The sequence below is a fragment of the Candidatus Polarisedimenticolia bacterium genome (genome assembly GCA_036001465.1).
Lineage (GTDB): Bacteria > Acidobacteriota > Polarisedimenticolia > Gp22-AA2 > Gp22-AA2 > Gp22-AA3.
The window spans coordinates 161,126-180,355 of record DASYUH010000032.1; the positions used below are offsets into that span (position 1 = coordinate 161,126).

The 19,230-nt window shown below is 67.7% G+C and carries 13 protein-coding genes; 6 read left to right on the plus strand and 7 right to left on the minus strand.

The features are described from left to right. Positions 1 to 11 precede the first annotated feature (11 nt). Positions 12 to 1,484: a hydrogenase gene (locus VGV60_06525; protein ID HEV8700910.1), complete on the minus strand. Its 1,473-nt coding sequence runs from the start codon at positions 1,482 to 1,484 to the stop codon at positions 12 to 14. Positions 1,485 to 1,809: 325 nt separating this feature from the next. Between VGV60_06525 and VGV60_06530 the strand changes: the two genes are divergently transcribed. Then, positions 1,810 to 2,313, plus strand: a complete 504-nt coding sequence (locus tag VGV60_06530) for a hypothetical protein (GenBank protein HEV8700911.1) — start codon at positions 1,810 to 1,812, stop codon at positions 2,311 to 2,313. 55 nt (positions 2,314 to 2,368) lie between these two features. Here VGV60_06530 and VGV60_06535 read toward each other — a convergent pair whose 3' ends face one another. Both VGV60_06535 and VGV60_06540 read right to left on the minus strand, forming a co-directional pair. Further along, positions 2,369 to 3,352, minus strand: coding sequence for a pyridoxal-phosphate dependent enzyme (locus VGV60_06535; protein ID HEV8700912.1), 984 nt, complete (start codon positions 3,350 to 3,352; stop codon positions 2,369 to 2,371). Positions 3,353 to 3,449: 97 nt separating this feature from the next. Next, on the minus strand, positions 3,450 to 5,495 hold the full coding sequence (locus VGV60_06540; GenBank protein ID HEV8700913.1) for a tetratricopeptide repeat protein: 2,046 nt from the start codon (positions 5,493 to 5,495) through the stop codon (positions 3,450 to 3,452). A gap of 70 nt (positions 5,496 to 5,565) precedes the next feature. On the opposite strand from VGV60_06540, the gene VGV60_06545 reads away from it, so the two are divergent. From VGV60_06545 to VGV60_06565, 5 genes are all read left to right on the plus strand, one after another. Beyond that, entirely contained in the window at positions 5,566 to 6,261 is a 696-nt protein-coding gene (locus tag VGV60_06545; GenBank protein HEV8700914.1) for an alpha/beta family hydrolase, read from the plus strand. A 768-nt stretch (positions 6,262 to 7,029) separates the two neighbouring features. After that, complete coding sequence (locus VGV60_06550; protein HEV8700915.1) at positions 7,030 to 7,194, plus strand: hypothetical protein; 165 nt, start codon at positions 7,030 to 7,032, stop codon at positions 7,192 to 7,194. 516 nt (positions 7,195 to 7,710) lie between these two features. Next, entirely contained in the window at positions 7,711 to 8,337 is a 627-nt protein-coding gene (locus tag VGV60_06555) for a sigma-70 family RNA polymerase sigma factor (protein HEV8700916.1), read from the plus strand. A gap of 674 nt (positions 8,338 to 9,011) precedes the next feature. Next, a complete protein-coding gene (locus VGV60_06560) occupies positions 9,012 to 10,295 on the plus strand; it encodes a TlpA disulfide reductase family protein (GenBank protein ID HEV8700917.1) in 1,284 nt (427 codons plus the stop codon). Between the two features lie 35 nt (positions 10,296 to 10,330). Then, positions 10,331 to 13,939 carry a fused MFS/spermidine synthase gene (locus VGV60_06565; protein HEV8700918.1) on the plus strand — a complete coding sequence of 1,203 codons (3,609 nt, stop codon included), beginning with the start codon at positions 10,331 to 10,333 and terminating at the stop codon, positions 13,937 to 13,939. Between the two features lie 208 nt (positions 13,940 to 14,147). Here VGV60_06565 and VGV60_06570 read toward each other — a convergent pair whose 3' ends face one another. The 4 genes from VGV60_06570 to ligD all read right to left on the minus strand — a co-directional run bounded on the left by VGV60_06570 (position 14,148) and on the right by ligD (position 19,203). Then, positions 14,148 to 14,609 (minus strand): hypothetical protein, encoded by a 462-nt coding sequence (locus VGV60_06570; GenBank protein ID HEV8700919.1) that lies wholly within the window; start codon positions 14,607 to 14,609, stop codon positions 14,148 to 14,150. Positions 14,610 to 14,702: 93 nt separating this feature from the next. After that, a complete protein-coding gene (locus tag VGV60_06575; protein HEV8700920.1) occupies positions 14,703 to 15,527 on the minus strand; it encodes a tetratricopeptide repeat protein in 825 nt (274 codons plus the stop codon). 18 nt (positions 15,528 to 15,545) lie between these two features. Next, entirely contained in the window at positions 15,546 to 16,415 is an 870-nt protein-coding gene (locus VGV60_06580; protein ID HEV8700921.1) for a Ku protein, read from the minus strand. 13 nt (positions 16,416 to 16,428) lie between these two features. Further along, a complete protein-coding gene (gene ligD / locus VGV60_06585; GenBank protein ID HEV8700922.1) occupies positions 16,429 to 19,203 on the minus strand; it encodes a non-homologous end-joining DNA ligase in 2,775 nt (924 codons plus the stop codon). Positions 19,204 to 19,230 lie beyond the last annotated feature (27 nt).

The window sequence follows — 19,230 nt, forward strand, 5'->3', positions numbered from 1 at the left end:
GGCGCCGCGGCTCACAGGTCGTGACCGCAGCAGGAGAGATTGAAGCTCTTGTTGCACAGCGGAAAATCGGAGATCGGCTGATCGCGCATCGCCGCGGCGAGACCGCTCCAGTTGTGGAACGAGGGATCGACGACCTTGTAGAGGCGGAACCGGCCGGTGTCGTCCGTGAGGGCGGTGTGGCAGATCTCCCCGCGCCATCCCTCGACGAGCGACACCGCGAGACTCCCGGGGGCGAGGCCGGCGGCCGCGGTGCGGATCGGGCCCGGCGGAAGAGCCGCCAGGCGCGCGCACAGCCAGGCGATGGAGCGCTGGACTTCGAGCCATCGCACCCAGGCCCGCGCCCGGACGTCGCCGGAGGCGGCCGCGGCGATCTCGATCGGATGCTCGCGCCAGATTCCGGACGGGAACGAGGTCCGCGCGTCTCGTCCGATCCCGCAGGCGCGCGCCGCCGGGCCGACCAGCCCGAGCGCCTCGCAGGTCCCGGGGCCGACGGCGCCGGTCTCCTCGAAGCGCGCCCGCACGGTCGCGGTGCCCCACAGAAGCGACGTGGCGTCGGCGGCCTCGTCGAGAGCCGTGAGGGCCAAGGGTATCAGTGCCGCCGCCTGCTCCGCGCCCAGGTCGAAGGCCACCCCGCCGGGCCGCACCAGCCCGCGGCCGAGCCGGCTGCCGCACAGTTCCGCCGTCAGGTTCAGGAAATCCCCGCGCAGCCGTCCGCAGAACGCCGCCGCCGGCAGGTAGCCCACGTCCCCCGCCAGCGCCCCGAGGTCTCCCACGTGGTTGGTCGCGCGCTCGAGCTCGAGCGCCACGCCGCGCAGCGCCTCGGCGCGCGGCGGCGGAGAGGAACCCGACAGCGCCTCGACGACAAGGGAGTAGGCCCAGGCGTGACCGATGGACGTGTCCCCGGCCAGCGTCTCGATGAGGTGGATCGTGCGCGCGTCGGGCCCGCCGGCGAGCGCCCGCTCGACGCCGCGATGCTGGTAGCCGAGGGCGATCTCGAGGAACAGCACGCGCTCTCCGTGGCACTGGAAACGAAAGTGTCCCGGCTCGATGATCCCGGCGTGCACCGGGCCGACCGCGACTTCGTGGACCTCGTCGCCGTCCACCCTGAAGAAGTCCGGCGTGCCCGGAGCCGCCCCTGCCCCGAGGAACCGGACCGGCTTGAGCCAGGGGTGCCCCTCCGGGACGACGGCAAAACGCTCGGCGATCTCCCGCTCGAAGAGGTGCGCCTGCGGGCACTCGGGGGTGAGCGCCCGGTAGCCGCCGCGGATCGGCTCCGAGCGGGCCGCCGAGAGACGATGGTCGCGATCGCTCCCGAGGATCGCCAGGAGACCGGTCCCGTCGCCGTCGGGGAAGCCCGGCAGGGACAGAATCCTCTGGCCCGATCCGACGGCGTCGAGGACGACGCGCCGGAACCGATCGACGGGCAGCGGGGGCACATCGGCCAGCGGCAGCGTCCCCGAGGGCGGGATCGCGGTCACGGACATCGCGCGCCTCCCATCAGGCCCCTCCGACCAGAAGCGCCGCCTCGCGCAGCAGGGCGTCCCGACCATCTACCGGGACGATCTGCAGGCGCGCTGAGATAGGGATGGTGGAGTCTCGCGCCCGGGGAATGATTCGAGCGTCTGGAACTTCATCGCGATGGCCGGTTCCTATATCGGGGTGAGGCCGGACTGAGCCCGAATGCACCTCCCGGTATCCCCGCCTCCCGAGTCCGTCTCGGGCGTTTTCCGCCCCGGAACCGAGGAATCGACCTGATACCTGGGCGACCCCGTCACGGCGCATCCTTCACGCCGAGGAGGACGCCCCGTGATGAGAATGCGCAAGGGTTCAGGAAAACGAGTACTGGCATGGCTCGGCGCTCATGCACTTCTGTCGCTGATCTCGCTGTCGTGGGTGTCGGCGCAGGTGCCGCCGTTCAGCGCCGTCCCTTCGAGCGGGATGCGCGTCGAGGAGAACGATCTTTCGGTCGTCTATACGGGGGTGTGGCTGCCGCAGCGCCGCTCCGACTTGAGCGGCGGCTCGATCGTGGAGTCCGCGTATCCGATGAGCACCGCCAGTCTCACCTTCAATGGCACGGGAATCCGCTGGATCGGCTACACGGCGGTCTGGGGCGGGATCGCGGAGGTCTATATGGACGGCGCGCTGAGGGCGACGGTCGATACGTACGCTCCGTCGGAACAGGCCCAGGCCGTGATCTACACGGCCACCGGCCTCGCCGCAGGCGCTCACACGATCACCATCAGGGTCACGGGCACATGGAACCCTGACGGTACCAGCGCCTGGGTCGTCGTGGACGCCTTCGACGTGATGTAGACAGCCGCCTCGACACTCCGTCAGAGCGAATCGGCCGTGGCGAGCTCGCGCGAGATCAGGCCGTCGGCGCCTTCTCGCCCGCCCCGATCAGCTCCGCGAACTTGCCCAGGTCGATGTTGCCGCCGGAGACGATGGCGACGATCGGCCCCTGCCCGGCCTTCCCGGTCAGCGCGGCCGCGAGCGGCAGGGCGCCGGCTCCCTCGGAGATGACGCGCGTCTTTTCGGCCAAAAGGCGCATGGCGCGGCGGGTCGCGTCGAGGCTGACCACGATGGAGCCGTCGACGAGCGATGACATCCGCCGCCACATGCGCGGGAACATGCTCTTGCCGCCGGCGCCGTCGACGAACGAGGGCTCCCAGGCCTTGAACACCTGGGGGGAGCCGGCCGCGAACGACGCGGCCGCGGGGGCGGCGGTTTCCGGCTCGGCGCCCCAGATCCGCACCTCCGGCTTGAGCGCCTTGACGGCGCTGGCGACGCCGGTGATGAGCCCGCCGCCGCCGATGGCGGCGATCACCGCCGCCGTGTCGGGGGCGTCCTCCAGGATCTCGAGGCCCATGGTCGCGTGCCCGGCAATGAAATCGTGGTCGTCGAAGGGATGCACGAAGGTCCCCTCGACTCCGGGGTAAGCCCGCTCGTCGAGCGCCTGCCACGCGACCTCGTACGGCACCAGCACGAGGCGCGCGCCGAGCGCTCTCATCCGCTCGATCTTCGCGGCGGGGGCGGTCTCGATGGCGACGACCGTGCACGGTACGCCGGCCTGCCGCGCCGCGTAGGCGACCCCCTGTCCGGCGTTGCCGGCGCTGATGGTCCAGACGCCCTTCCTCCGCTCGGACTCCGGGAGCATCGCCACGGCATTGGCCGCCCCGCGCAGCTTGTAGGCATTGATCGGCTGGAGGTTCTCGAGCTTCAGCCGGATGTCGGGCTGCCCCGGCCCCAGCTCCAGACGTAGAAGTGGAGTGCGGACGATCGTCCTGGCGATGCGCTCGCGCGCCTGGCGGATCTCGTCGAGCGCGATGGGACGGACTTCAGGAATCAGCATGTGTGGCTCCCGGGTTCGCTCGTGCGTCCCTTATCCTACCTTGTGCGTCACCGCCAAGCGAGGCTGTCTTACACTGTCAGTCTCCGCCGCCGGGCGGTCAGCGGAGCGGCGCGCCCGGCGCCGGGCCGGTCGAAGGCCCCCGGCGCGCGCTGGCCAGGAGCGCGGCGAACGCCGGATCACTCCGATAGCGGTCGAAGTCCTCGACCTCTCCGATCCAATCCCTGGTCTTCTCGTCCTTCGCCAGCGAGGCCTCCAGCAGGGCGAACGCCTCGGCCCTCCGGCCGGAGCGCGCCTCGACGCGGGCGAGGCAGAAATCAAACCACGCAAGGCCGGGGAACTCCTTTCGGGCGGCGAGTGCCGCCTGCCGCGCCGCGTCGAGATCGCCCCCCCGGATCAACGACACGACATGGGGGGAACGCACCTCGAACCTGTCGGGGAGGATCGCGGCCAGCCTGCCGAACTCCCGTGCCGCCTCGAGATACTTCTCCTGCCGGAACATCGACTCGGCGAGGTCGATGCGCGCCTCGTTCAGATCGGGAGCGATCCGCACCGCCTCGCGCGCCTCCCGCTCGGCCTCCTCCGGCCGTCCGAGGCGCAGCAGAATGCTGGCGGCGTTGACCCGCGGCTTGACGAACTGGGGGTCAGACTGGAAAGCCTTGCGGTAGTGGGACAGCGCCTCCTCGAGCGCCTCCCTGTCGTCCCGGACCAGCATCAGCGCCGCCGCGGTGTAGGCCTGCAACTGGGGGCTGCGGTCGTCGATGGCGAGAGCGCGTCGCAGGCTCTTCAAGGCGGTCGCCGCGTCGCCGAGGTCGAGCCGGGTGAGCCCGAGATTGAAATGCGCCAGAGCATAGTTCGGGAAGCGCCGGGTCCAGGCCCTGAACAGAGGCTCTTCGGCCCGCCAGATCAACGCCTCCCGGGCGGCGGCGAGGCCGAGAACGACGACGACCGCGCCGGCGACCCATCCGCGTATCGGGATCCTCGCCGCACGGCCGTGTGCCGACGGCTCCGATCCGGCTCGTGCCCGGCTCACGGTCCGCTCGGCGATCTCGCCAGTGACCAAGCACAGGCCGATGAGCGGTAGGTACAGGAAGTTCTGGGCGTAGAGCGAGTTGATCGGCCGGAGCAGGTTGGAGGCGGGCAGGAAGCTCCCGAGGGCGAACGCCGCCGGCAGCGCCAGCCGATCGCGCCGCCACCAGAGGACGAGCACCGCGGCGACCCAGACGAGCAAGGCCGTGGCCGCCAGCACCACTCCCGCCGTCACCTGCGGCGGGGAGGCGCTCGGGGCGTAGTCGTGCGGATCGGCGAACCGGAGCGGGAACACCAAATAGAGCACGTAGCGCCCGCTCAGCGCGAGCGCCGCGATCACGCGCGACGACCAGGGCATCCCGGCGAGCGGGTTGACCAGCTGCTCGATCGACGGCAGGCCGATGCCGTTGATCCGGCGCGCCACAAGGTAAATGCCGAGAGCGCCGACCGAGGCGGCAAGGCCGAGACAGCGGACCGACCGCGGCGGCGGCGCCCGGCCCTCGATCCGCGACACGGGAGGCCGCAGCACCGCCATGACCACGATCCCAAGGAAGGCGGCCGCCGATTCCTTGCAGAGCAGCGCTCCGAGGAAGCACGCTCCGGTCAGCAGCATCCCTCCCCGCTGCCAGCCGCCATCCCGCGTCGTCCAGGCGATCCAGGCGAGGAGGATGAAGATCGCCGGGAGCAGGTCGACCCGCGCCACCACCGAGCCGACCGGCCAGGCGCCGACCGGGTGGACCGCGAACAGGGCGGCGGAGAGACCCGCGGCGAAGCCCGAAAGAGGCAGCCGCCGTGCCAGCAGGAGCACGAGAGCGGCGTTGCCGGCGTGCAGCAGGACGTTGAAGGCGTGGAATCCCGCCGGCCCCCATCCGAAGAGGCGGCCGTTGAGGGCCAGGGAGGCGACGACGATCGGACGATAGAAGCCGGCGCCGAACGGCGTGCCGTACCAGAAATGATGCGTGAAGGCGGTCAGGGCGCTCCAAGGTTCCAGAAGGAACCGGTTCTGGACCACGAGCCACTGGTCGTCGAAGACGAAGCCGAAGGAGAGGGTGTGAACGTACACCGCCGCCGCCAGTAGCGCTACGGCGGCGTAGGGAACCCAGCGGGGCTCGCGCATAGCGCGCTGGAGTATATATGGCGCCGGCGGCTGAGGTATCGGACTTCAATACCTGCACGGAACCGTAAGCATGCCCTCTGAAAATGCCGAAAGCCTGACGATCGATCTCCAGGACGGCCGGACCGTCTCCGGGCTTCTGCTGATGCCGCGCCAGCCGCTCGCCTGCCTGGCGCTCTCCCATGGAGCGGGCGCCGGCATGACTCACCCCTTCCTCTCGGCCTTCGCCGCCGGGCTAGCCGAGCGAAGGATCGCCACGCTGCGCTATCAGTTCCCCTACATGGAGCGAGGCTCGAGGCGGCCGGATCCGCCCAAGCTCGCCCAGGCGACCGTCCGCGCCGCCCTCGTCCTGGCGCGGCGCCTTGTCCCGCGGATCCCGCTCTTTGCGGGAGGCAAGTCGTTCGGTGGCCGCATGACCTCCCAGGCGCAGGCCGAATCGCCGCTGCCCGGCGTCCGCGGTCTCGTCTTCCTGGGGTTTCCCTTGCATCCACCCGGACGTCCATCGGACGAGCGTGGCCGGCATCTCTTCGACGTGCAGGTCCCGATGCTCTTCCTGCAGGGAACGCGTGACGATTTCGGGAGCCTGCCTCTGCTGCGGCCCCTGATCGAGCGGCTCGGCGCGCGCGCGACGCTCGAGGCCGTCGCAGACGCGGATCACTCCTTCCACGTTCCCGCCCGAACCGGACGCAGCAACGAAGAGGTCTTCACCGGGATGCTGGAGAGGCTGGTCGCCTGGATGGAGACCGTCGATAAGAGCACGCAACCATGAAAGCCAGCTCGTCGCGGTAGACCTCGGCCGTCCGGCGCCGCGCCTGGCGTGGCCCACGCCAAGTGGCACTTCGTTGGGCACCGCGGCGACTCGCCTCGAATCGGGGGACCACGCGAACGCATCGTCCACCGAGGAATCTCTGACCTCGGTGAGGCGGACCGCGGCGGGCAGGGTGGTTTCTCCCGGCCGGGGGACCGGGATGATCCAGAGGCTCGCCGAGGTGGATCGGTCGTTCCCCACGATGTGGAACTCGGGAGTCTCGGGCAGGAGCTCCCGGCGCTCCACCATCTCCCCCGCGGCAAAGGCGATCCGTGTTCCGTCGGGCGCCCACTTGAAGCCATCGACGCCGTTCGGCGCACTGGTGAGGCGGGTCACCGCTCCGCCGGCCGTGGAGACCATGTGCGCCGGGTTGGCACGTCTGCAACCATGTGGATTGGGAGAACAACTTCGGCGCGGTGCAACCGAGCTCCGTTGCTCCCGCACGAGAATCCCGACGGGCCCGCGGACGACGTTCCGGCCACATGGCTGAGCACCGCGTGGCAGGGAACCCCCGTCGGCCAGAGCGATTACCTGTTCTTGGAGATACAGCCGATAGGGACTCCACCCGTTCGGTACTGTTTTTCTGGAGCTGGCTCGATTGTGTCCAACTACCTCGAGTACTCGCAGACAGGCGGATCCTTCTTCGATGGCAGCTCCCAGAAATGGTCGAGGAGTGCGGGAAGTGCCTGGAGTGACTGCCCGTTTGCGCTTACGCACAGATATGGATTCATGTGCTCGAATGCCGGTTCCTGGTGCATCAACGTCGAGGTCAACATCACCTTCTTGGGCATTGCGCCCGCCATGGACGGCTCGGGAGAGATCATTTTTGCCTCCTCCCCCACCACCCTCCGGTTGCGCGTCGCTCCGGCCCACCTGAGCGCCTGCGGTTTCTGAATTCGTCGCAGCCTATTCCCACCCGATCGTGTCGGGCCGATTGGTCACGTGCGCAGCCACCTCGGCTGCTCTCGCCGGCCGCCACGCGATCTCAAGGCTGATAAGGCGCGCTGACCACCGTCGTCGATAGGGCCGACGTCGCGGCCAACATGACCGACAACCTGTCCGGGGTGGACACCGTCGTGTTCGACGGAGTCCATGGACACCTTCGGGCTGAAGACACTCAAGAAGCACTGACACCGAACGTCCCGCGCAACGAGGAAGGACGGCTCGCCTGAGCCGGTTCTTTTCGCACAGGAGAAAACTGCTTGACGATGCTGCGCGCGCCGCGTATTTTGTCGCCACCCGGCGTTGTCCGCGTGGGAATCGATCCCATCGGTTGTCGGACAACGGGTCTGACTCAAAGCACCTTCACGAAACGCGCGGCGCCTTTCGATCAAGAGGCGGCACACCCGGGCATCGTCTTTTGCCCCTCCCCATCGCCAGGCGGGCTGGTCGCTCGTCCACGGGTGGACCATGCCCACGTGTGCCGATCCGTCAAGAGACAACCTCATCCAAACCGGCCTGAAGCGCGGCGATCCCGCTGCCGTCCGAGTCGTCCTGAGGTGGATTCGCTCGATTCTCGCTTTGCCCCGGTATACCCGTCTCCGCTCGGAAAAAGAAGACATGGAACAGGAGGTGATGCTGCGGATTCTCGATTCCCTTCGCCGCGAGCATTTCGATCCTTCGCGCGATCTGCGCGTTTACATCCAGGCCATCACCATGTACACGGCCCGGCAGACACTGTCGCGCAAGTCGTCGCTGCAGGGCCGCCCTCAAGACGCGGGGGCTCTCCTCGATCGGGCTGTCGGTGAGCCCACCGTGACCTTGCAAACGGTGAGGCTCGCGCTCCAGGGGATGTCCCCCGCGTGCAGGGACCTGATCCGATATTTCTATTTTGAGGAGCATAGTTACGGCGAGATCGCCCGCATTCTCGACATCCCGATTGGCACGGTGAAATCTCGCCTGTCGCGATGCCGTCTCGAGATGCGGCGGGCGATCACGGCCGCATCGTACGGTCTCCGCACGCAGGACCGGCGCGCGACTCCAAAGCGCACGGCGGTCACGCTCGGGACGCGCCACGTTCCGCTGCGACGGCATTGACCGAATGACAAGGGAACCTTTTCCGACTGCTCGACAATTGTTCTATTAGAAACACAGGATTCGTTCTCGCCCTCCCCGCATCTTCGGGCGCCCTGAAGGTGTGTCTCGGAGTGAAGACGGACCGTGAAATTGCCGGCGCAAGCCATTTATGAAGTCCAGACAGGCGCAATCGACCGCCTCTCCTGCGAGGCGGAGCGGGGACCGGACGGCTGCCGGCTCGCCGAATGTCCCGGGCCGGCGCGATCCCCTCCGTCGAGGTCGGCGACCTCCCGATGACGCTCTTTTTTTCTCCTAACACCTGCTCCGAGGAGGATAAACGATGAGGAAGGCCCCAATCGTGTTAAGCCTGTTAGTTGCAGCCATCGGGGTTTTGGTCATGGTCAACGTGGCGACGGATACCACCGCCATTACCGCCAACGCCAACCGTGACGCCTCGGATCCCTTCGTGACTCTTTCCGAGTTCGATACCTCGTTCAACCAGGCAGCCTGTACCAGGTGTAAGGCCACGATCCCGTGCGGGGAGACGTGTGAGAACCAGCCTCCGTGCAAGTGTAAGACGTGCAACGGCTCCTTCGACTGCTGGCGTCCTAACTGAAGGCGATTTTCGCACTTCGACGAACCTGGGGACGGCCTTCCGGCCGTCCCCAGGTTCTCGGGAGGCTTTCACGTTTAGCTTGGCGCTGTCCCAACTCGGGCGCGGAACGATCCTCGTCGGGCTGACAACCCTCAGCATGTGCGCCCCGGGCTGCGTGGACCGCGAAGTCGGCCAGTACCGCTTTCACCGCGCTGTCGTGAATCTCGAATACGCCGCGGTCGGCATGAAGCCCGTCGAGCACGCCGTCCTGCACGATCGTGTCGGCCAGGACGGTGAGCTCTGGTCTGGCACGATCATGCGACGCCTCTCCGGCGATAGTCGCACCGACAGCCGCCATTACCTCCCGTTCCTGGCGCGATACACGCAAGGCCTGGCGCAGCAGGCGTGGTGGGATTCGGATCTCGACGGCAGCCTGGAGGATGAACACCCGGTCAACCTGACGGCCTACCGCTCCCCCGCCGGCGCCCGGTCGTTTCTCGCCGAATTCCATTGGCGTACCGGTCCCACCGGCGATGAACATGACATCCATCAGATGGTGCGCGTCGTCCTCGAGCCGCGCATCGCGATCGACACCAATCCCGTCTATCGCGTCCAGACGGTCTATGGAATGGTCGGTCGGGTCTACCTCGACGGTCGCCGCTGCCGGGCGGTTCTCTTCGACGGCAATGGCGACGGTTTGTACACGCACGATCCCCTCGACGGCATGTTCGTCGATCTGGATGGTGATCGGCATTTGAGCATCGATCCATTCTCCCCGGAGTTCGGCTCATTCTCGTCCCAGTTTTCGATGGGCCACTATGTCTACGAAGCGACCGCCATCGATCCCGAGGGACGCGCCCTGACGCTCAGGCGTCTCGATCTGGCACACGCAGTGCGACCGCCGATCGTAGGCGAGCTGGCGCCGGACGCGCCGTTCGAGGATGAGACCGGGCGCCGGACATTCCTCGACGACTATCGTGGCCGCCCCGTCGTGATCTATTTCTTCGCCATGTGGTGCGGCCAGGCGACGTCCAAAATAGGCGCCCTCAAGAGCCTGTACGCCCAGTACCGATCATCCGGTCTCGAGATCCTGATGGTTTCGTTCGACGCGGATCGCGCCGCCCTCGACACATTCCTGGCCGAGCATGCGATCACGTGGCCGACATCGTTCTCGGGCAAAGTACTCTGGAACGATCCGCTGGGACGCGCCTATAAGGTCCGGTATCCAGGCATCTTTTTCTTGATCGATACGAAGGGACGGCTGCACGGACAATACGAGGACACTCCGAAACTGGCAGACGCGGTCGCCGACGTCATCGAGCACAGGCCGGATGACGCTGTTCGCACCTTGACCCGCGCGTCGCCTCCGGATGGAGTCGACTGAGTCCCTTCGCCGTCTACATTCCTGCGGACGAGTTGATGAGCCTCCCGATCCAACAGCATCCGCTACAGGCGGCCCCGCCTGCGCCGACTCGCCTCGTTTCGATCTGCCTCTTCTTGTCGGGAGCGAGCGGGCTGATTTATGAGGTGTCATGGGCGCGCGCTCTCGAGCTGCTGTTCGGCTCGACGACATACGCGGTGGCAACGGTCCTCGCCGCTTTCATGGGGGGACTCGCGCTCGGCTCCTGGTGGATGGGAGCGCGCGCACACACATTCGTCCGGCTCGGACCCCTGGGACTCTACGCGGCGCTCGAAACGGCGCTTGCCGTCGTCGCGTCGTGCGTGCCCGTTCTCTTGAAGGCGCAGGGGGCGCTCGTGCGGACGCTTCCGCAATGGATTGGCGATTCGTTCGTCGCGACGAGCGCCGTGCGTCTCGTGCTCTGCTTTCTGCTGCTCCTTCTGCCCACGGCCCTGATGGGGGCCACGCTTCCAGCGATCAGCAACCTCGTCGCACGCCGAGGAGAGGCGACCGGTCGCAGTGTCGGCGTGCTCTATGCCATCAATACGCTCGGCGGGGTGATGGGATGCGCGGCGGCCGGTCTGCTGCTACTGCCCCGATTCGGCCTCCTGCGCACGCAGCTCGTGGCGGTGGGCATCAATCTCGGTGTCGGGTGTGTCGCCTTCTTGATGATGCGCCGGGGCCGGCGCTCAGCGAGCCTGCCCATGGGCCAGGCAGAGATGCGTGTCGACGATGTCGGAGCCGCGGCCACTTCGGTCGCCGACGGCCGGGGCGTGCGTGCGATCACGGGGCTGTCGATCGCCGCGTATGCGCTCTCTGGCCTCACCGCCATAGTGTACGAGGTGGCGTGGAACAGGCTGCTCGTCCTCGTGCTCGGATCTTCGACCTATGCGTACACCATCATGCTCGCCACCTTTCTCCTCGGACTGGGCGTGGGCGGCTGGATCGGGGCCCGCGTGCTGCAACCGGGCGTCACGCCGCTGGTCGCCATCGGCCTCTGCCAGACCGTGGTGGCGATCTCCACGTGGGCAAGCCTGTTTCTGGTGGATGAGCTCCCCTTTTTCTATGTCGTGGCGCTCGGCCACCTGCCCCCCTCCCCGCACGGCGTACTGGGAGTCCAATGGGGACTCGCCGCCGTGCTGATGGTGCTGCCGACGATGGGCCTGGGCGCCATGTTCCCGGCCATCGTCGGCGCTCTCGATCCCGAAGGCCTGCGCGCCTCTCGCACGGTCGGCCGGGCCATCGCCTGGAATACCTTGGGAGCCATCCTCGGGTCGATCGCCGCCGGCTTCTGGCTGGTCCCCAGGCTCGGCACCGGCCCGACACTCCGTTCCGGAATTCTCGTCAACGCGATCGTGGCGATGATCGTGTTCGTCGCGGCGCGGAGCGAGGCGGGGCCCGCGCTGCGTTTCGCCACGACACTGGCCCTGCTTGTCTTTGCCGCGAACGTGATGATCCTTGCGCCGCGCTGGCGTCCCGACATCCTGTCGAGCGGCGTGTTTCGTTACGCCAAGGAGTACCTTGGCCTGGATCGCGCCGCTTTTCGCCAGAAGGCTCGCACGCACGCCGGCGATATCCTGATGTTCGAAGAGGGCCTCACGTGCACCGTCCAGGTCATCCGCACGACGCCGCTGCTCGCGCTGCAGATCAACGGCAAGCCCGACGCATCGGTGCCGTCCGGCCTGACCGATCCGTATGCGCGGACGATTCCCGCGGTTCTCGGGGATCTGCCGACGCAAGTGCTTATGGCTCACCTTCCTCTTATGCTCGCGAAAACATCCGACCGCGTGTTGGTAGTCGGCCTGGGAAGCGGAGTGACGCTCGGTTCGGTGCTGAAGCACCCCGTACGGCACGTCGAGTGCATCGAGATCGAGGACGCGGTCGTGCGGGCGAGCCGTTTCTTCGATGCCCAAAGCGGATCGCCCCTTCTCGATCCACGGGTGCATCTCGTGCTGAACGATGCGAGGACCAGACTGGCGCTTCCGGGACCGGCTTTCGACGTCATCATTTCGGAACCCTCGAATCCGTGGACCGCCGGATCCGCATCGCTTTTTACCACCGATTTCTTCTCCATCGCTCGACGGCGGCTGAGCCCCGGAGGTGTGTTCGGCCAGTGGGTGCAGCTCTACGAGCTGGACGCCAAGGACCTCCTGACCCTGCTCCGCAGCTTCATCGCCGTTTTCCCGCACGCGCAGTTGTTTCGCGTAGGCGGCGACGCCATCATTCTCGGTAGCGACCGATCCTTTTCACTCGACATGCGCCGGATACTCGTACGCGCCGGATCCGCGGTGCGCGCCGATCTCGCACGCGTCGGCGTCGACGGCCCCGAAGACATCGTGGCCCGTTGGTGGAACGGCGGCGAAGCGCTTCGCCGCGCAATACCGTCGGGCGATCTCAACACGGACGACAACATGCTGATTGAGTTCGTGGCGCCTCTGCGGGTGCTGGCGCGCGGGGTATCGGGCGCGAGCCTCGCCGACCCGGGGGCGCTGTTCCCGGACGGCGCGCACGCACTGGCCGAACACCTCCTCCTGGGCGATGCGGACAACAGGGAGCGTGCCGCCGTCTGGGCACGCATCGCCGCGGCACGTCTGGCGCTGCGCGACACCGACACGGCCCTCGCGTTCGCCGAGCGCTCGTTGGACGTCGAGGACACGGCCGCGGGGTGGCGCGTTTACGGCGACGCTTTGCGTGCCGCCGGACGGCCGGACGAGGCCCTGAACCGCTGGGAGGTCGCGGCGCGTCTGTATCCCACCGATGCGGGCCTGCAACGCGCTCTGGCGAACCTTTTCGAAGAGCGCGCGGACTGGCCGGCTCTGCGGCATCGCGCCGTTGAGCTGGCGAGGCTCGATCCATCGGACCGTCACGCCCAATATCTTTTTGGGAAGGCCCTGCACCATCTCGGCGATAATCGTGGAGCATTGGAGGCGTTGAAGCCGCTTTGCGGATCCGCCGAGTCTTCGGGGACGAATCCGCCGGTCGATCCCTGCTCCGGCGATGATCCTGCCAATCCGGATCTCGGTCTGCTGTTCGGCTCGGTGTCGATCGGAAACGCCCTGTACGACCAGGCGGTCGACTCGCTTCGATCCTACTTGCGCAACAAACCGTCAGACAAAGAGGCACGCGCTCTGCTCGTGGACGCTCTTCGCAGGCTGGGCCGCCTCGACGAGGCCGAGGTCGAGTCCCGGCGACTCGTGCCCGACGCCTCGGAGAGGGCCACGGCCGCGCTTCTGGCCGGGAAGGAAGCCTGGCGGGCCGGCGATCTCGCTCAGACCCGCGACCGCGTCGAGGAGGCGTGGCAATTCAACCCCGAGGACGACTCGGTCGCCTTCACACTGGCCCGGATTCGGGCACGGTCCGGGGACGTCGATGGCGCGATCGCCGCCGTCGAGCAGTTCCTCACGATGCAGGCGGACCATCCATGGGCCGTCGGCTATCTCGGCCAGTTGCTCGAGGAGACCGGCCACGTCGACGCGGCGCGGCTGATGGCGACACGCTATCGGAGTCTGATGGGTGACGATTGGCAGCCCGTCGACCGCGACGCCGCTCCGTTGCCGCAGCGTGTGCCAAGTCTCGGCGTTTCTCGACCGCAATCCGATCCCCCGCCCGCTTCCCTCTCCCAGCGTTGACCCCAGCCCGTTCAATTTCGTTATCAAGATTCGGGCGAGCTCGAGGAGGCATTCGAATCCTTCGAGACCACTCTGGCCCACGAGCGAACGGGTCCGACTCATGGTCCTCCCAGGTGATCCGGCATGGAGGGCGCAATCCTCGAGCGCTCCCGCCGGGCAGCAGCCCCTGGTGCCGGAGTTCACCGCGCGCTGCGGGCGCGGCCGCGAATCAGCGGGAGAGGGGAAGGTTGACTCGGAAGGGGTAGCGATATTCCCGGACCCCGCCGCCCGACGCGAACTCTCTGAGGACGAGCCGGTGGTCGCCGGGTTCCGTGAAGCGGGAGGCCGGAATGCCGACCCTCCCGCCTCCCAGGTCGTCCAGAAGAAGCGGCCCGCGCTCGACCCTCATCAGCACATCGTCGGCGGGCCCCCGGACCTCGACCTCGTAGATGGCGCCCGGACTGGGCGGCACCAGGAAGGAGAGCCTCACTTCCTGCAGCCCGGCGGATGGAGAAGGCGCGGGGATGATGACGACTCCCCGAGCGGAGCCCGACCCGAGATCCAGATCGAGGACCCCCGATCCTGACGGGAGGCTGCCGGGCCTCGGGTGATCGGCACCCGTCCGAAAACACAAGTAACCCACGGTGCCGGCCGCAATGAGGACGGCGGTCGCCAGAGACACGACCATCACGGGAGGACGGGGCTTCCCGTGCGGGGAGGATGGGGCAGGTTCCGCCGGACCCGGCGCTCCGGGATCCGGGTCGAGGCAGGTCGTGGTCGTCAGCTACTCCGACTTGGACGTCGCGGTCAGCCTGAGATACGTCGCCATGTGCTGGATGGCGTCCTTCGGTCTGCCAAGTCGCTCACACAGCAGGGCAAGGTTGAAATGACAGTCCGCAAAGCGCGGATTCTCCCGCAGCGCCGCCCGATACGCCTCCATCGCTTCGTTCTTCCGCCCCAAGTCGCCGAGAAGGACGCCCAGGTCGTAGAGCAGCACCGGGTCGCTGCCGTTCAGCTGAATGGCGTCGCGATAGACGCCCTCGGCCCTGTCGAAACGCCCCATCTCGTGGAGCAGACATCCCAGATTGATGCAGGCCTTGAGGAGCCCGGGGTCCAGCACCATGGCGCGCTCGTACGCCTGGACGGCGGCCTCCGGGTCCTGCGTCTCCAGGGCGACTCCCCGGTCGAACCAGTCTTGTGCGCCCGTCGGCGCCTCCGCGCCCTGCCGCTCGAGGACGCTCAGGGAGCCTCCGGCAGCGTCGCCCTCGAAGCCGAGCAGGTACTGCCCCGACTCGGCCCGCCAGCGGCGGGCCCCTTCCCTGACCACGACGCCATCGGCCTCCGCTGAGATGTTCAATCCGGAAAGAGGCATGGAATCGGGAAGGCGGCGCCGCAGCTCCTTCACCGAACGCGTGATGCGTTTGAGCGGGACTTTGGCCGCGGCGAGCGCCTGGGCCGTGCGAAGGACGATCAGATCCTGGAACGAGAACCGCCAGGCGTTGCGCGGCCCGCGCGCGGGTGACACGAACCCGGCCTCGACGAGCGATCGGATCCTGCTGCGCGGGAGGTGAACGAGCCTCTCGACGTCGCGCGCGCTGTACGGGTGCATGACGGGCCGGGCCCTCCCCTACTTCTTGGCGGTCTTCTTCGCGGGAGCCTCGCTCTCCTGGGCGCGCTTGGGCGGCTTGCGTTCCTCGGCCTGGGGCTGCCGCGCCTTCGCGGAGGCCTTCTTCTCCAGGCTGGCGCGCAGCGCCTCCATGAGGTCGATGACCTGCGCGCCGCCCTCGGGCGCCTCGGCCATGGTGATCTCCTGCCCCTCTACCTTCTTCTGGATCGCCGCCTCGATGCGCGTGCGCACCTCGTCGACGTACGGGGCGGGGTCGAAGGCCTCGGACGACTGCTGCTCGATCAGCTGCTGCGCCAGCTTGAGCTCGGCGTCCTTCACCTCGCCCTTGGGAATCTCGATCTCCTGGAGCGACCTCACCTCGCCGGCGTAAAGCAGCTGCTGCATGACCAGGCCGTCCGCCACCGGGCGGATCATCACGATGTACTGCTTGCCGCGCGCCCCCCAGCGTCCGATGGCGCAGCGCTTCGACTCGCGCAGCGCCCTGGCGAAGAGCGCGTACGGCTTCGCCCCGCCCTTGTCGGGCGCGAGGTAATAGGCCTTGTCGAAGTGCACCGGGTCGATCGAGGCGATCGGGACGAACTCGGCGATCTCGGCGCTGTGCGTCCCCGCCTCCTCCACGGCCTTCAGCTCCTCGGGAGAGAACATCACGTACTGGTCCTTGGCGAACTCGTACCCCTTCACCATGTCCTCGCGCGGGACCACCACCTCTTCCTTGGCGCAGAGGTACTGCTGCTTCAGCCGCGACCCGCATCCCTTGTGCAGGAGATTGAAAGAGATCGCGTGGCTCGCCTCCGTGGCGGAGAAGAGCTTCACCGGAATCGAAACGAGTCCAAAGGAGACGGTCAGCGACGCGATGGCCCGTGGTGCCATTCTTCCCTCCGGCTCAAGTCGTGCGGTTCAGCAGACGCTCCAGATCCTGCTTGCTCTTCAGCGCGTCCCGCCAGCGATCGCCGGTTTCCGCCAGGCGCTCGGCGGCGTTGGCGATCCGGAAGTCGAGCGGGTGCGCGCCCGCGAGCTCGTCCCACGTCAGCGGCATCGACACCGGGGCGCCGGCGGCGCCGCGTGGCGAATAGGCCACGTTCAGCGTCTTGCCGCGGACGTTCATATTGTAGTCCAGGAAGATCTTCCCGGTGCGCTTCGGCACGCTCCACTCCATCGTGATGTCCTTCGGGTGCTTGCGCATCAGGTGCCGCCCGACCAGCTCGCAGACCTCGCGGGCCTTGTCGAACCCGAGCGTGCGCCGGATCGGCACGAAGACGTGCAGCCCCGTCTTCCCCGAGGTCTTGACGATCGCCTCGAGCGACATGCTCTGAAGCAGCTCGCGCAGCCTGAACGCCACTTCCTTCCCCTTCTCGAACGCCGCCGTGTTCAGCTCCGGCTCGTCGCCGGGCGCTTCCTTGCCTGAATATATGTAGGGGTCGAGGTCGAAAACAAGGTAGTCGGGACAGTCCAGCACCGAGGCCTCCAGGGCCTCGAGCGACGAGGCGTATTCGGTGCCCCGGCCCTGGGCGTCCGGCCCCGGCCTGGCGCGCGAATGCCAGACGTGGAATTCGAGCGTCCCCAGCTGGGCCAGCCACAGGAGCGTCGGCAGGTTGTTGCACAGGAGATAGTCGTGCTTCTCGTCCTTGTGCTCGGAGAAGACGGTGATCGTCTCGACGAACTCCGGCCGCTCCTGGTCCCAGTGCTTCTGGAAGAAGCGGTGCCCCTGGATCCCCTCCGGCATGCGGATCATGGTCAGCGGGCGGTCTGCGAGGTGCCTCAGGATGTGCGGCGACACCTGCGCCAGATAGCGCAGCAGGTCGCGCTTGGTCATCGCCGGCTGCTGCAGCGCCTGATCGGCGGGCCAGTAGACCTTGTCGAGATGCGTGAGGCGGATGCGGTGCGGCCCGACGACGAGCGGGAAGTCCTTCCTGCTGCTCGCGAGCTGCGCCACGATCCGGTCGATCTCGTCCGTCGCCCCCTCGCCCGCTGCCTTGGACCCTGCGGGACCCGCCTGCGCCCCGGAGGCCGCAGCCCCCGACACCCGGGCCCCTCGCACGTCCCGCGCTTTCACGTCCTTCGCCTTCAGGTCGTCGCGCAGGCGCAGGAAGACCGGCGCGCGCAGGTGGCCGTCCTTGGTCCATGAGTGGAACTTGACCTCGGCCACCACCTTCGGCTCCACCCAGGTGGTCGGCTTCGGCAGGTCGGGCTTTTCGTCGAACGGGCAGGTCTTCCGCTCGAGCGGCTCGAGCCTGGCCTTCACCTGTGCCACGGAGCGCTCGTCGAAGCCCGATCCGACGTGCGACGCGAAGCGGAGTTTCTTCTTGTCCCAGTACCCGACGAGGATCGCCCCGAGCGACGCGCGCGATCCCTTCCCGCGCGTGTAGCCTCCGATGACGAAGTCCGCGCTGCGCGTCGGCTTCACCTTCAGCCACGACCCCGAGCGCCTGCCCGCCTCGTAGCGGCTCTCCTTGCGCTTGCCGATGACCCCTTCGAAGCCGCTCTGAAGCGCCGCTTCGTGCAGGGCGATGCCGTCGTCGGAGGCGTGCACCAGCTGCACGCGCGGCGTGGGCAGGAGACACTGCGAGAGATAGCGCCGCCGATCGCGGTACGGCGCCTTGCGCAGGTCGACGCCGGCGAAATAGAGCAGATCGAAGCAAAACAGCACGACCGGCACGCTCTGCTCCGCCGCCTTCAGCTCGGCCGCGGTCTTCAGCTGGGCGCGGTTCTGCAGCGCGTTGAAGGAGGGCCTGCCGGCGGCATCGAACGCCACGATCTCGCCGTCCAGGATCATGCGCCCCGCCGCCTGCTTCACCAGCTCTTCGACCAGTCCCGGAAATGTCGGCGCCAGCTCCAGCCCGCGGCGCGAGCGCAGCCTCACCTCCTTGCCGTCGAGGAAGGCGAGCACCCGGTAGCCGTCGAGCTTCGGCTCCCACATCCAGTCGGGATGGCTGAACGCCGCCTCGCCGATCTCGGCGTGCATCGGCTCGAGCTTCTCAGGCATCGGCTCGATGTCGCCCATGGGAACGAGCCGGGTCGCCGGAATGCGGTGCGCCGGCACGACCTTCATCTCTTCGACCGCGGCGCCCGAGAGCACCGAGCGGTTCCGTTCCGTGACGTCGCCGGCAGCCGAGCCGGCCGTCGTGGCGAACCTGTCCCTGTGCTTGATCAGCAGCCAGTTCTTCGGGTCCTTGGTGCGCACCAGCGCGAACGAGCCCTTCACCTTCTCACCGCGCAGGGTGACGCTCAGCTTCCCCTTCCCGATCCCTTCCCTCGTGCGCTTCTCCGCCTGCTCACGGGCGTCGAACCAGGTCCCCCCCTCGTCCGGCGAGTAGACGCCGCAGTCCCAGACGATCACCTCTCCCGCCCCGTACTGGCCGGGGGGTATGATCCCCTCGAACGACGCATAATCGTAGGGATGATCCTCGACCTGGACCGCGAGGCGCTTCTCACCCGGGTCGAGCGACGGCCCCTTGGGGCAGGCCCAGGATTTCAGGACGCCGTCGCACTCGAGCCGCACGTCATAATGAAGCTGCCGGGCCGCATGCTTCTGGATCACGAAGAGGAGCGGCCCGCTCCGCTGGGCCACCGCAGGCGGCGGCTCGGGCGTGGCGTCGAAAGCCCGCTTGGAGGCGTACTCGTCGAGCGGCGAGGTCCCGGGAGTGGAGGGCGGCTTCACGCATGCGAATGCTAGCAGGAACGAGCG